Here is a 12,941-nt window from a genome sequence, read left to right as displayed (position 1 = left end):
CACGCCACACCGACCCACAAAGGCCTCGCCACGCGCAAGCCGCGTCTGCACATCGGCGTCGGGCGTGGCGGAGCGCAGAGACAACAGCACCTAGCCAATATCGACTCCAGCAAGGTGCAGTTGCTGCAACGCCGTGGCGTCAGGGACAAGGTCGCCGGACTCGGACTGCTTCAGGGTCCGTTGGTCCTGGCCGGCTTTGTGGGCCATTCGGTGAAGTTCAAGCGCTGGAACTCTTGGTACAGGCGGGAGGCGAGGGTTGGTTCGGGGCGCTCGTGCTGGACGGTAAATGAGTTCCTTATGCTATCTTTGCTTAATATTGAGGTGAATAACAGCAGCAATCATGCGCAATATCATTTTGCCAAACTGGATAGCTATCGGGATCCCTGAGACAGCACATAATTGCGCCACAACAGGTTCCATTAAGAGATTGGCAACGAATATCGCAGCAGCCATACGTTCCTGATGCACTCTGAGATTTCAGGACAATAGGACTTTCCAAGCTCAAATCGCAGGTTTTTCTAGGCATATTTTTCAAGTATCCCTCTTCGTCCTGGATGTCAGCTATGGTTACCTCCACCTGCATCTCGTCAGATGCTTCGTCAAGTCTGAAAAAGGCAGGAACTGATTTTTCCACAACTGCAAAAATATCGCGCTTGGACAACCAAGTTTCACCACCCTCTACACCAGAGTATAAAGTCGCAGATAAGCTATATTTCTTCAAATTATTCACTTGAATATTTTTTATCACATATTCTATAGCAACAATCATTCCTTCTTGACTGGATGTGAGCTTTATTGAATCACCCAAACCCACGACGGCACTCCTTTTAACCACCTCACCCTTGAAATGAGTGGATATTTTTACCTGCACGACCTCTTCATTCGCCAGGACGGTATCAGGAAAAATCGCACTCAATATTACAAAGAAAAAAACAAGTAAACTTTTCATAATTCTCCCCCAGAAAGATTAAGAACCATAGAAATATCGCCTATTGATTTAATACAGGCGAGTTGCTCAACTTGCGCCAAGCAGCCTTCGAGAGGGCACATGGTCCAATCAATTGAATCCTAAAACTCCAGCTTGGGAAAAGCTGAGAACTGGATAATCAAAAGCACCAAAAACCCAACTCCAAAGGTGGGCGGCATTGTTCTGGCGTGACCATCCGCCAAGAGCGGACCGGCGCAGCTGGAGTCAGCGTACGGCTACTGATTTTTAGGGGCTGGCCCAATGCTATAGGGAAACTCTATAGATGCAATAAATGCGTGCAAACAGGCTATCGATAGTTTAAGAATTTTCTTAGGAATCCTCTGCAAAAATCGACTTTTTCTGTGACAGCCAACTTCAGGCATGAACTATCTATCGTTGCAATCGCAACGACTTACAGGCGACTGGCTGTCTGGACAGTGTTGTGATGAATGGTGCGTAGCAGATCGTTTTTGATCTGTGCAGAGGACCCTTAACCTTCTGACCGATGCTGCCGATCCATGTACAGTGCCCACCGGTTGGCAAAGTTCATGGCGTGGGCCAGTCGGCGAGGCTGACTTGGACAATCGGAGTCACAAGGTGAGGCAGACTGCCTACTCGGGCCATAGGCCCCGAGTGCTCAGCTACCATCAGTGCCCCCATCCCCATGCAGTTTCCCCGAAAGGCCCTCATGCTGCTGTACGCCGATTCGCAATTCGCCTCTCCCTATGCCCTGTCCGTGTTCGTGTCGCTGAAGGTCAAGGGGATTGACTTCGAGCTGCGCACGCTGGACCTTTCGGCGGGACAGAACACCGGGGCGGACTATGTGGCCGCGTCACTGACGGCACGGGTGCCCACGCTGGTGGACGGCGATTTCAGCCTGTCGGAGTCTTCGGCGATTTGCGAGTACCTGCAGGACCGCTTTGGCGGCGCACCGCTCTACCCCCAGGATGCGCAGGCGCGCGCCCGTGTGCGCCAGGTCCAGGCCTGGCTGCGCAGCGATCTGATGGCCTTGCGCTCGGAGCGCAGCACCGAGGTGGTGTTCTACCGCCCCACGCCCACGCCGCTGTCGGATGCGGGCCAGGCGGCGGCGCGCAAGCTGTTTTCGGTGGCCGGTGCCTTCATCCGCGCGGAAGATGACCACATCGCCGGCCCATGGTCGATTGCCGATGTGGATCTGGCGCTGATGCTCAACCGCCTGGTGCTCAACGGCGACGCCGTGCCTGCGCTGCTGGCCGCCTATGCGCGCCGGCAGTGGCAGCACCCCGCCATCCAGCAGTGGCTGGCCCTGCCGCGCCCGCCGCTGGCAGGCTGAGCCCCCCGGGATATTGGCAGGCCATGGACAGTCTTCTCTACATGGGCGTGCGGATCACGCCAGCATCACTGCCCAGCGATGTCACGCCCGGCGCCTGGCTGCCCCGCGCCACGCTGCTGGAGGTGGCCAGCGGCAAGGCCCTGGGAGCGGTCACCGAAGACCAGGGCTGCGACACGCGGCAGGAGGCCGATGCCCGTGCGCTGCGGCTGGGCAAGCGCCATGTGATGAAGGTGCTGCATCAAGGCTGAGGTGCCAGGGTGCTGGCGCCTGCCCGCGCCCCTCAATCCATCTTCACGGCCACCAGCTTCCACCCCATCAGGCCTTCGCGCCTGAAGATAAAGCCGCCCGGCTCGCCGCGCGGGTGCACGAAGACCTTGGACCAGCCCTGGTACTCCACGGAGTAGTCCTTGCGCGGCGGCCCGCCCTGGGTGTCCACGCCCACGCCTGCGGCGGCCACGTCCGTAGGTTTGCCGGGCTTGCCTTTTTCCAGCATGAGCATGACGCCGTCGGGCGAGACCAGCGCCTCGGTGAACTGGCTGACCAGGCCCTGGGCCAGTTGCTGGCCAAAGCCGGCCAGGGGGTTGGAGGCGCTGTCGCCCGAGCCGCCCATCTGGGATTGCAGCCTGGCCATCATCTGGCCCTTGATGCTTTCGCGCAGCGCAGGGAAGTCCACGTAGCCGGACAGGGCCTGGGCGTCGCGGCGCTCCACGGCCTTGCCGATCTGGTGCAGGGCGATATAGGGCGATGCATAGAGCAGTCCGGCCGCAGCCACGCAGAGGGCGGCCAGCGCACCGGCCAGTGTTTTGGGTTTCATGGATCTCTTTCGTGAAAGCGTGCCAGCGGCCACGCGCAAACGCGGATTCTAGGCGGGCCCGTCCGGCGCGAGGCGCCGGCCAGGGACGGCCCCGGGCACAGGCCGTCTCTTCCTGCCGCAGCAATGGGCAGAGAACCCCTATCAGGCCAGGGCGAATACCTGAAAAGCTGGTATTGCCTGCCCCATCAGATTCATACTATAGTTTGTAACAAATAGTTTACAAACCAATACAACATGGATCGCCATTGGCCACGCAGGCCATCGGCAAGCCAGCATCGCCGTTTCCGGGTGCCTGTGAGCCTTTGTGCAGACCGGGCATTTACCGTGAATGAAATCTCATTTTCACGACCGAGTTCTTTTTGCGAGAGATGTGAGCAATCACGGGGCGGCCTGACAACGCGAGTACCCACCAACCATCCGCAATGCATGCAAAGGACGCAGTATGAATAATTTCAAGTTATCGACTCGCCTGACCGCCTTGATTGGTTTTCTCTCACTGCTCATGATCGTGATCGGCGCTTTCGGACTTTATGGAATCAGCGAGTCCAACCGCCGATTCAAGGTGGTCTATGAAGAGCGCCTGGTCGCACTGGGCGATCTGCTGGAAGTGCAGCGCCTGCTGCTGCGCAACCGCAATGCGGTCTCGGGCGCCATTGCCGTGCACCTGCCCGAATACACGCAGCAAAAGCAGCAGGAGATACAGACCAACATCAACGACGTGAACAAGGCCTGGGCCTCGTTCCGCCAGACCCGGATGACCGAGGAAGAGGCGCAGCTGGCCGACCGCTTCGAGGCCGTGCGCGCGCTGTTCCTGCAGGGCTTTCTGAAGCCGGCCCAGCAAGCGCTGCTGTCCGGTGACCTGGAGCTGGCCCGGCAGTTGCTGATCGACAAGGACGAGGCGCTGTACGCGCCGCTGCGTGATGTGATCGTGCAGCTGACCGCGCTGCAGACCCGCGTCGCCAAGGAGGAATACGAGGCCGCGCAATCGCTGTACCAGGTGATTTTTGCGGTGGCCGTGGGCTCCATCATCGGGGGCGTGCTGCTGGGAGTGCTGCTGGGCTGGTCCATCATCCGCAACATGGCGCGGTCGCTGCGACAGGCCATCCATACGGCCGATGCCGTGGCGGCGGGAGACCTGACGCGGCACATCGATGTGCGCGGCAAGGACGAGGTGTCCATGCTGCTGCGCGCCCTGCAGACCATGCAGGAGGGGCTGCGCGGCGTGGTGCGCCAGGTGCACCAGGGATCGGTCAGCGTGGCGGCGGCCAGCGGGCAGATCGCGCAGGCCAACCAGGACCTGTCCTCGCGCACCGAAAGCCAGGCCAGCGCGCTGCAGCAGACGGCAGCCTCCATGGAGCAGCTCAGCTCCACCGTGCGCCAGAACGCCGACAACGCGCAGATGGCCAACCAGCTGGCCCTGGGCGCCTCCACCGTGGCCGAGCAGGGCGGCGAAGTCGTGCGGCAGGTGGTCGACACCATGCGCGGCATCAGCGAATCGAGCCGGCAGATCGCCGACATCATCAACGTGATCGATGGCATTGCCTTCCAGACCAACATCCTGGCGCTGAACGCGGCCGTGGAAGCGGCACGCGCCGGCGAACAGGGCCGGGGCTTTGCCGTGGTGGCCACCGAGGTGCGCGGCCTGGCCAGCCGCAGCGCCGAGGCCGCCAAGCAGATCAAGCAGCTCATCACCGACAGCACCAGCCGCGTGCACAACGGCAGCGCGCTGGCCGACCAGGCCGGCACGACCATGGCCGAGGTGGTGGACGCCATACGCCGCGTGACGGACCTGATGGGCGAGATCAGCGCCGCCAGTTCCGAGCAAAGCTCGGGCGTGGCCCAGATCGGCCAGGCGGTCACGCAGATGGACCAGGCCACCCAGCAGAACTCGGCGCTGGTGGAGGAGATGGCCGCCGCGGCCTCCAGCCTGCGCGGCCAGGCCGGCGACCTGGTGCGCACGGTGGGCGCCTTCAAGCTGGAGGCGGCAAGCGACCATCAGCATGCCGCCGTGGAGCTGCAGCGCAGGCAGCCCATGCTGGCAGCAGGCTGAGACGGAAAGAAACAAGAGCGAAGAGCGCGCGCGAGAAGCCGCCAGACAGGCCAGAGCAAGGCAGCAACAGGCCCTGGCCGCCGGGCCAGTGCCTGCGGCTGGCTCAATGCAGCGCGGTGCCCCTGGCGCCGCGGCTGCGCGCCATCTTGACGCGGTACATGGCCGCATCGGCCTTTTGCAGCGCGTCGTCGGCGTCAATGGAGTCCGGCCGCAGGCAGACCACGCCCACGCTGGCGCCGCCGTAGTCCAGCGTCTTGCCATCGTGCAGCTCGACCTTCATGACCGAGGCCTCCGACAGGCGCTGCTGCAGGTCGCGCGATACGGCGTCGGCCTCGCTGCCGAACAGCGGGCCCACGCCGATGAAGACGAACTCGTCACCGCCGAAGCGCGCCAGCATGTCGGCGCTGCGCAGATGGGAGGACAGGCGCTCTCCCATGGCGCGCAGCAGTGCGTCGCCGGCCTCGTGGCCGTGCTCGTCGTTCACGTTCTTGAAGCGGTCCAGGTCGATGAAGCCCACCACCACGCATTCCTGGCTGCGTGCGCAGCGTGCAATGAGCCGGCCCAGCTCGTCGGTGAGGCAGCGCCGGTTGGGCAGGCCGGTCAGCGGGTCCAGCAAGGCCAGTGCCGCCAGCTCCTGGTTGGCCTTGCTCAGGCTGGTGATGAGCTGCTCGCGCTCCACGCGCTCGGCGATAAGGTTGGCGAACAGGCGCAGCAGGCCCTGGGCCTCGGTGCTCAACGCCTGGGAGGTCTTGCTGGCCGCGCACAGCGTGCCGTAGAGCTGGCCGTCGGAAAAGCGTACCGGGGCGCTGGCGTAGGTGCGAATGCCCAGTTCACGCGCGGCCTCGGAGTCGCCCCAGCAGGCACCGACATCGGGCGTGTACATGCGGCCTTCGTCCAGGGCGCGCTTGCACAGCGTGTCGCCCCAGGGGACGACCAGGCCTTCGGGAATCTGCATCTCGCTCGCGTTGCGCGCGTACAGCACGCGCTGCTGGCCCTGTTCTTCGTTGATGGTGGTGAGATAGGTGGACTCCAGATGCGTACTCTCTTCGAGCATTTGCAGCAGGGGCCGCGTCAACTCTTCCAGAGAATGCGCCTGGGTCACGGACTGGGACAGGCGCTGGACAAGGGACTCCATGAAATACCTCTCGAAATGACGACGGAAGCAGACTGCCCGCGCGCCTGATGAGGGAATGGGAAGGCAGGCGGGCCGGCACCAATTTGGGGATTGTGACCCGGCCAGACGCAGGCGGGAAGCATCCCGGCCGCGCTGCAGGCCGACAAGCCTGCGCGCCACGCGCCGCTGTCAGCAGGCCGACACAGGCGGCCATATCACCTGCACGCGCAGGCCGCCCAGCGTGGGCGAGCGGTCGAGCAGCAGGCGTGCTCCATGCCGCTGGGCAATGGTCTGCACGATGGCCAGGCCCAGTCCGCTGCCCTGCGCCTGCTGGCCCGCAGAAGCCGCTGAAGCCGCTGAAGGCCCACGCACAAAGCGCCGCAGCACCAGTTCGCGCTCGCTTTCGGCAATGCCGGGGCCCGAGTCCTCGACCACCAGCGCGCGGCCCTGTGCATCGCTGCGCCAGCCCACATCGACGCGGCCGCCTTGCGGCACGTACTTGATGGCGTTGTCCAGCAGGTTGCGCACCAGCATCTGCAAGGCCTGTGCGTCGCCCGCCACGGCAAAGGACTGCCGCAGATGCGGGGACTCGCTCAGGCCCATGTCCAGGCCGTGCTGCTGGGCCGCCACGGCCTGGTCCGCCAGGGCCTGCTCCACCACCTCGCGCAAGTCCACGTCCGCAGGTGCGGCCGTGGCAGCGCCGTGCGGCCCCTGCATGCCTTGCGGGCCTGGGGCCGTGCCTTGTACCGTGCCTTGGGCTTCCTGCCGCGCCAATGTCAACAATTGTTCGACGAGCCGTGTGGCCCGGTCTATGCCGGCCGAAAGACGCTGCACGGCCTCGTCATGCGCGGCCGCATCGGGCGCGCGCTGCAAGGCCACCAGTTGCAGCTTGAGCGCGGCCAGCGGAGAGCGCAGCTCGTGCGCGGCGTCCGCCACGAAGTGCTGCTGCGCCTCGAAGGCCTGGCCCACGCGCTGCAGCAGCGCGTTGAGCTCGGCCACCAGGGGCCGCACCTCGTCGGGCAGGCCCTCGGCAGGCACGGGGGCCAGGTCCTGCGGGCGGCGCGCGGCCAGCTCGCGGCGCACGCGCTGCACGGGCGCCAGCGAACTGCGCACCACCCACCACACGGCCAGCGCCAGCAAGGGCGCCAGCAAGGCGATGGGCAGCAGGCTTTGCCAGGCGGCATCGCGCGCCAGCGTGCGGCGCACGCGCATGTCCTGCGCCACCTGGATCACCTGCGAGCGCGTCTGCAGCGAGAACACGCGGTAGACGGTGCCGCGCGCGGGCACATCGGCAAAGCCCAGCACGGCCATCTGCGGCAATGCCGCACCCAGCGCGGACTCGAAAATGCGCAGGCCCTCGTTGGTCCAGACCTGGACGATGAATTCGTGGTTCTCATCCTCGGGCGGCGTGCCCTGGGGCCTGCCGCGCGCATCCACCGGCAGGCCGGCGCGCAGCGCGAAGGCGGTCTGCTGCATCTGGTAGTCGAACAGGGTGTCGGTCTGCAGCAGCGCGTTGCGGTAGGCCAGCAGGCCCTGCAGCAGCGCCGTGAGCACGATGGCCGCCCCCAGGAACAGGAGCAGCCGCGTGCCCAGTGCGCCGGGCAGGCGGCCGCGCAGCCGGGCGATGACAGAGGAAGCAGGCGCCGTCATGGCTTGGGCACCATGTAGCCCACGCCGCGCACATTGAGGATCAGCCCCGCGCCCAGCTTCTTGCGCAGGCCGTGGATGTAGACCTCGATGGCGTTGCTGCTGACCTCGTCGCCCCAGCCGTAGAGCTTGTCCTCGATCTGCTGGCGCGACAGCGTGCTGCCCGGGCGCGCCAGCAGCGTCTCCAGCACCGCCCATTCGCGGCCCGAGAGCACCACGTCGCGCCCCTCGACACTGGCCTCGCGCGTGGCGGGATTGAGCCGCACGCCTTCGCGCTCGTACAGCGGATCCATTGCGCCCGACGCCCGGCGCGCCAGCGCACGCAGCCGCGCGAGCAGCTCGTCCAGGTCATAGGGTTTGACCACGTAGTCGTCGGCCCCCGCATCCAGCCCGGCTATGCGGTCGCGCACGGCATCGCGCGCCGTGGCCACCAGCACCGGCGTGCGGTCGCGGCGCCCGCGCAGGCGGCGCAGCACCTGCAAACCGTCCTGCCCCGGCAGGCCCAGGTCCAGCAGCACCATGTCATAGCCATGGCCGCCACCCGGGCCGGGGCACAGGGCCGCATCGGCCTGCAGGCCGTCACGGACCCAGTCCACCGCATGGCCCTCGCCGCGCAGCAGGGTCTGCACGGCCTCGCCGATCATGGCGTCATCTTCGACAAGCAGTAAGCGCATGGCAGAAGAATAGCTCCCTGGAAGGCTGGCTCAGTTGGCGACTCAGGGGGTGAGCGGCGGCTACACCGCCGCTTCAATCTTCGGCATGGCCATCCGGGCCTTGGTCAAGGCCATGCCCAGGTTGGCGGTACGCCGGCAGACGAAGACGGCCACGTAGTCGGGCATGAGCTTGCCGCGCAGGAAGACGTGGATGAGGTTGTCGCTGTTGACGATGAGCTCCTGGAAATAGTGGTGGCCGTCGTCCTTGAGGCCGCGCGACTTCTTGAACAGGCTCTCGATCATCGAGACATTGGGGCCGTTGAACAGGTCGGCCGTGGCGGCGGCCACCAGGTCGATGACTTCGCGCGGATGCGAGTCCACCGTGCGGATGGCCAGCAGCATGCCGGAGGCGGCATCCACGTAGCCGATGGCCAGGCACTCGGGCACGGACCCGGCCACCTCGCTCAAAACGTTATCCAGGCTCATTGCAGCTTTCCTTTTTTGTGAATGGATGTGATCGGTCAGCCCATCTTCAGCAGCAGTGCCACTTCGTACGCATACAGCAGGTCCTCCTGGGCCTGGGACTGCACGTACTGGGCATCGATGAGGCGCACGCGGCGCAGCGCCTCGTCGGCGGTGAGGCCCTCGCGCACCAGCCATGCGGCCAGCACCGTGCCCGTGCGGCCCAGGCCGGCCAGGCAGTGCACGGCCAGCACCTCGCCCGCGCGCAGCATGGCCGACATGCGCGCCAGCAGCATCTGGATCTGGGCCACCGACGGTGATTCGTGGTCCCGCACCGGCAGGTGCAGGTTGCGCAGGCCATGGCGCTGCAGCGGCTCCTGCGGCAGGTCGTTTTCGGTCAGCGTGATCAGCACGGTGACGCCGCAGCCGCGCAGGGCCTTCAGGTCGAAGTCCATGGACTGCACCACGCCCGGTTGCGGCGCGCCCGCCAGCCGGCCCGGCACCAGCCAGGCAAAGCCGCTGGGGCCACGGCTGGCCGGCACGGCCTGCGGGTCGGCCACCAGCGGCTGCCAGTCCACCAGCACGGAGGGATTGACGGCGCGCGGCCGGGCTGCGGCAGCGGCAGCGGCAGCGGGTGTCGGTGCGGGTGCGGGTGCGGGTACTGGCGCAGGCACGGGTACGGGCTCAGGTGCAGGCATGGGCTCGGATGCAGGCTCGGCGGCCACTGCGTCCGACAGGAATTCGGAGATCGCGGCCACGGCCGCTGCAGGCAGCGGAGGAGGCAGGGGCACGCCCTCCTCCAGGTCTTCGGCCCGCGCATCGGGCGAGGCCACGGCACAGCTGCCGGTGCGCAGGAACTGCTGGCCCGCCAGCGACAGCGGCGCACGCTGGAAGGCTTCCATGGATTGCGCCTCGGCAATGCGGCCGCCGGCCAGCAGCAGCATGTCCTGCGCCACGGCCTGTGCGTGCTGCTGGTGGTGCGTGCTCATCAGCACGGCCGTGCGCTGGGCCACCTGGCGCAGCAGCTCCAGCAGCACGAAGGCCTCGTAGCCCTCAAGCTCTGCCGTGGGCTCGTCCACCATCAGCAGGGCCGGCTCGGCCAGCGCTTCGCGCAGGATGGCCACGGCACGCTGCTGCACGGGGGACAGCTGCAGCGCCGGCTGGTCGAACATCAGCGCAAGCTCGGGAAAGCCGAAGGCCTGCACCTGCGCGCGGCACCAGTCGCGCAGCGCATGCGGCACCAGCTTGAGGCGGGGCCGGGCCAGCTCGACGATGGCGTCGAAGGTGCTGGCCATCATCAGCCGGGCCTGCTGCTGCACCAGGCGCGGCGCCTGCATGGTGCCGGTCCATTCCTGGCCCGCGTAGCGCACGCTGCCCCAGCGGCGAAAGCGCGGATTGGCGGCATTGAGATCGGCCAGCGTGCGCAGCAGCGTGGACTTGCCCGAGCCGCTGGGGCCCAGCAGGGCCGTGATGCCGTGGGTGGGCAGCGTGAAGTCCACCTCAGCCAGGATGACGCGCGCGCCGAACGATGCGCCCAAACCCGCCGCCTGCAAGCTGTAGTCCTGCTTCAAAGCATGCCCTTCCTGTTTTGCCATGGGCCCTTGCGGGCGCTTCTTCCTGAAACCAGAACGGTGCACGCCCGCCTGGATGGGCCGGCAGTCTAAGCGTATTCGCTCTATCTCAAATCGTCACAATTTGAAACACCGCTAACGCAAAAGGATGTGAATTCACAGAATACAACCATCACATTGCCGCACGAATGCAGGAATAGCCAGCCACTGGCCGGTTGAATTCCCATGCAATAAGCCCCGGCACATTCGTGCCGGGGCTGTGCGATCAATTCAGTGTGCAGGTGCTTTTCAGTCCCTTACCTCCTTTCGCTTACCCGAGACGTACGGGAACAAATATCCTGTTGCCATCGCGCCAAATCAGCACGGCCACGGTCTTGCCGGCCTTGGCCATGGCGGCGCGCACGGCCTCGATATCACCGGCAGGCGAGCCGTTGATGGACAGCAGCACATCGCCCTGCGTGATGCCGGCCTCGGCCGCCGGGCCTGCAGCGTCGGCAACGACCAGGCCGTCCTTCACGCCGATCTGCTGCTTTTCCTCGGGCTGCAGCGGGCGCAGGGCCAGGCCCAGCTTGCCCTTGCCGGCGTCGGGCTTGTCCTTGGCCACCTTGGCGGCCTTGTCGCTGGCATCGCCCAGCACGGCGCTGAGCGTGCGGGCCTCGCCGTTGCGCCATATCTCCAGCGTGACCTTCTGGCCCGGCAGCGCCTGGCCCACAAAGGCCGGCAGATCGCCCGAGCCCACGATGGGCTGGCCATCGATCTTGCGCACCACGTCGCCGGGCTCCAGTCCCGCCTTGGCGGCAGGGCCGTTCTTGTCCACGCTGGACACCAGGGCGCCTTCGGGACGGTCGAGCTTGAAGGAATCGGCAAAGGCCTGGTTCACCTCCTGCACGGCCACGCCCAGCCGCGCATGCTGCACCTTGCCTGTGGCCACGATCTGCTGCTGCACGCGCGTGGCCACCTCGATGGGAATGGCGAAGGACACGCCCTGGTAGCCGCCCGAACGCGAGTAGATCTGGCTGTTGATGCCCACCACCTCGCCGCGCGCATTGAACAGCGGGCCGCCCGAGTTGCCGGGGTTGATGGCCACGTCCGTCTGCAGGAAAGGAACGAAGCTGTCGTCCGGCAGGGTGCGGCCCTTGGCGCTGACCACGCCGGCCGTCACGCTGCTCTCGAAGCCGAAGGGCGAGCCGATGGCCAGCACCCAGTCGCCCACGCGCAGATCGGCCGTCTTGCCCAGCGACACCGTGGGCAGGTTCTTCGCCTCGATGCGCAGCACGGCCACGTCGGTCTTGGGATCGGCGCCCAGCACCTTGGCGCTGAACTCGCGCCGGTCGGTCAGCTTGACGGTCACTTCCTTGGCGCCGCGCACCACGTGGGCGTTGGTCAGGATCAGGCCGTCGCTGGAGACGATGAAGCCCGAGCCTTCGCCGCGCGTGGGCACATCGCGCTGGGGCTGGCCCTGGCCCATGCCCGGCATGCCGGGCACGCCGAAGCGGCGGAAGAATTCAAAGAACGGATCGTTGGGGTCCATGCCCGGCACGCCCTGCTGCCCCTGGCGCGCTGCGGCCTCGTCGCCGTCCTCGCCCATGGCACGCGAGCTGCCGACCACGCTGATGTTGACCACGGCCGCGCCATTGCGCGCCGTGATGTCGGCAAAGTTGGGCGCCGCCACGGCGCCGGCGGGAGAAGCAGGAGAAGCGGCAGAAGCAGGCTGTGCTGCAGGCGCAAACAGCGACGTGGCGGCACGCGCATCGCCATGCACCACACCAACCAGACCGGCGCCCGTGGCGCCCAGGGCGCCGATGGCACCTGCGGCCACCAGGGCCAGCACCAGACGGCGGGGAGTCGACAGAATCTTGTTCATGGCAGACCTTTCCTCAAAAGCAGCGTTCCTTGCTGCGTTGGGGAGAAGTCTGAAGGGGCAGACTTAGGCGAGGCTTAGAAGCCTCGCCGTGCCTCTCAGATCAGCGCCAGCACCTTCTCAGGCGGGCGGCACAGCGCCGCGCCCTTGGGCGTGACGACGATGGGGCGGTTGAGCAGCACCGGGTGCTCGGCCACGGCGGCGAGCAACTGCGCATCGCTGGCCAATGCATCGCCCAGGCCCAGCTCGGCGAAGACGGCTTCCTTGCTGCGCAGCAGCTCGCGCACGGGCATGCCCAGCTGCCGGACCAGGGCCTGCAGTTGCTCAGCGTCCAGGGGCTGGGCGATGTAGTCGACGATGGTCGGCTCTATGCCGTTGTCGCGCAGCAGGGCCAGCGCGCCGCGCGAGTTGCTGCAGCGGTTGTTGTGGTAGATGGTGATGTCGGTGCGGGGGGCGGTGGTGTTCATGGGCCGCAGTGTAGGCCCATGAA

General features: G+C 65.9%; 12 protein-coding genes. 3 read left to right on the top strand and 9 right to left on the bottom strand.

Annotation, left to right across the window (positions count from 1 at the left end):
* Positions 1 to 310: 310 nt before the first annotated feature.
* Positions 311 to 949, bottom strand: a complete 639-nt coding sequence (locus tag PO605_RS05855; protein ID WP_156136094.1) for a hypothetical protein — start codon at positions 947 to 949, stop codon at positions 311 to 313.
* A gap of 682 nt (positions 950 to 1,631) precedes the next feature.
* Between PO605_RS05855 and yfcF the strand changes: the two genes are divergently transcribed.
* Both yfcF and PO605_RS05845 read left to right on the top strand, forming a co-directional pair.
* Positions 1,632 to 2,279: a glutathione transferase gene (yfcF, locus tag PO605_RS05850; protein ID WP_272206185.1), complete on the top strand. Its 648-nt coding sequence runs from the start codon at positions 1,632 to 1,634 to the stop codon at positions 2,277 to 2,279.
* Positions 2,280 to 2,302: 23 nt separating this feature from the next.
* Positions 2,303 to 2,527 carry a hypothetical protein gene (locus PO605_RS05845; RefSeq protein ID WP_026062392.1) on the top strand — a complete coding sequence of 75 codons (225 nt, stop codon included), beginning with the start codon at positions 2,303 to 2,305 and terminating at the stop codon, positions 2,525 to 2,527.
* A gap of 32 nt (positions 2,528 to 2,559) precedes the next feature.
* Here the strand turns inward: PO605_RS05845 and PO605_RS05840 are convergent, their stop codons facing one another.
* Positions 2,560 to 3,093: a DUF2939 domain-containing protein gene (locus tag PO605_RS05840; protein WP_047217496.1), complete on the bottom strand. Its 534-nt coding sequence runs from the start codon at positions 3,091 to 3,093 to the stop codon at positions 2,560 to 2,562.
* 442 nt (positions 3,094 to 3,535) lie between these two features.
* On the opposite strand from PO605_RS05840, the gene PO605_RS05835 reads away from it, so the two are divergent.
* The gene (locus tag PO605_RS05835) at positions 3,536 to 5,143 is read left to right on the top strand and encodes a methyl-accepting chemotaxis protein (protein ID WP_272206184.1); all 1,608 of its coding nucleotides are present in this window, start codon (positions 3,536 to 3,538) and stop codon (positions 5,141 to 5,143) included.
* A 103-nt stretch (positions 5,144 to 5,246) separates the two neighbouring features.
* Here PO605_RS05835 and PO605_RS05830 read toward each other — a convergent pair whose 3' ends face one another.
* The 7 genes from PO605_RS05830 to arsC form a co-directional block, all read right to left on the bottom strand.
* Positions 5,247 to 6,278: a sensor domain-containing diguanylate cyclase gene (locus PO605_RS05830; RefSeq protein WP_047472769.1), complete on the bottom strand. Its 1,032-nt coding sequence runs from the start codon at positions 6,276 to 6,278 to the stop codon at positions 5,247 to 5,249.
* A 168-nt stretch (positions 6,279 to 6,446) separates the two neighbouring features.
* Entirely contained in the window at positions 6,447 to 7,907 is a 1,461-nt protein-coding gene (locus PO605_RS05825) for an ATP-binding protein (RefSeq protein ID WP_272206183.1), read from the bottom strand.
* The gene (locus PO605_RS05820; RefSeq protein ID WP_017405435.1) at positions 7,904 to 8,578 is read right to left on the bottom strand and encodes a response regulator; all 675 of its coding nucleotides are present in this window, start codon (positions 8,576 to 8,578) and stop codon (positions 7,904 to 7,906) included. Before PO605_RS05820 ends, PO605_RS05825 begins: the two co-directional genes overlap by 4 nt.
* Positions 8,579 to 8,638: 60 nt before the next feature.
* Positions 8,639 to 9,043, bottom strand: coding sequence for a hypothetical protein (locus PO605_RS05815; RefSeq protein ID WP_012203525.1), 405 nt, complete (start codon positions 9,041 to 9,043; stop codon positions 8,639 to 8,641).
* Between the two features lie 35 nt (positions 9,044 to 9,078).
* Positions 9,079 to 10,614, bottom strand: coding sequence for a phosphatase domain-containing putative toxin (locus tag PO605_RS05810; RefSeq protein ID WP_272206182.1), 1,536 nt, complete (start codon positions 10,612 to 10,614; stop codon positions 9,079 to 9,081).
* Positions 10,615 to 10,900: 286 nt separating this feature from the next.
* Positions 10,901 to 12,454: a Do family serine endopeptidase gene (locus PO605_RS05805; protein WP_016447917.1), complete on the bottom strand. Its 1,554-nt coding sequence runs from the start codon at positions 12,452 to 12,454 to the stop codon at positions 10,901 to 10,903.
* A 95-nt stretch (positions 12,455 to 12,549) separates the two neighbouring features.
* The gene (gene arsC, locus PO605_RS05800; RefSeq protein WP_016447918.1) at positions 12,550 to 12,918 is read right to left on the bottom strand and encodes an arsenate reductase (glutaredoxin); all 369 of its coding nucleotides are present in this window, start codon (positions 12,916 to 12,918) and stop codon (positions 12,550 to 12,552) included.
* Positions 12,919 to 12,941 lie beyond the last annotated feature (23 nt).

It is taken from the genome of Delftia sp. DT-2 (assembly GCF_028401915.1).
Classification (GTDB): Bacteria; Pseudomonadota; Gammaproteobacteria; order Burkholderiales; family Burkholderiaceae_C; genus Comamonas; species Comamonas tsuruhatensis.
The sequence above is the reverse complement of the archived record's forward strand: the minus strand, read 5'-3'. Positions and strand labels throughout refer to the sequence as shown.

Excerpts from the sequence above, each read along its gene's own strand:
- PO605_RS05855 (WP_156136094.1), bottom strand. The coding sequence starts at position 949 with ATGAAAAGTTTACTTGTTTTTTTCTTTGTAATATTGAGTGCGATTTTT.
- yfcF (WP_272206185.1), top strand. The coding sequence starts at position 1,632 with ATGCAGTTTCCCCGAAAGGCCCTCATGCTGCTGTACGCCGATTCGCAA.
- PO605_RS05845 (WP_026062392.1), top strand. The coding sequence starts at position 2,303 with ATGGACAGTCTTCTCTACATGGGCGTGCGGATCACGCCAGCATCACTG.
- PO605_RS05840 (WP_047217496.1), bottom strand. The coding sequence starts at position 3,093 with ATGAAACCCAAAACACTGGCCGGTGCGCTGGCCGCCCTCTGCGTGGCT.
- PO605_RS05835 (WP_272206184.1), top strand. The coding sequence starts at position 3,536 with ATGAATAATTTCAAGTTATCGACTCGCCTGACCGCCTTGATTGGTTTT.
- PO605_RS05830 (WP_047472769.1), bottom strand. The coding sequence starts at position 6,278 with ATGGAGTCCCTTGTCCAGCGCCTGTCCCAGTCCGTGACCCAGGCGCAT.
- PO605_RS05825 (WP_272206183.1), bottom strand. The coding sequence starts at position 7,907 with ATGACGGCGCCTGCTTCCTCTGTCATCGCCCGGCTGCGCGGCCGCCTG.
- PO605_RS05820 (WP_017405435.1), bottom strand. The coding sequence starts at position 8,578 with ATGCGCTTACTGCTTGTCGAAGATGACGCCATGATCGGCGAGGCCGTG.
- PO605_RS05815 (WP_012203525.1), bottom strand. The coding sequence starts at position 9,043 with ATGAGCCTGGATAACGTTTTGAGCGAGGTGGCCGGGTCCGTGCCCGAG.
- PO605_RS05810 (WP_272206182.1), bottom strand. The coding sequence starts at position 10,614 with ATGGCAAAACAGGAAGGGCATGCTTTGAAGCAGGACTACAGCTTGCAG.
- PO605_RS05805 (WP_016447917.1), bottom strand. The coding sequence starts at position 12,454 with ATGAACAAGATTCTGTCGACTCCCCGCCGTCTGGTGCTGGCCCTGGTG.
- arsC (WP_016447918.1), bottom strand. The coding sequence starts at position 12,918 with ATGAACACCACCGCCCCCCGCACCGACATCACCATCTACCACAACAAC.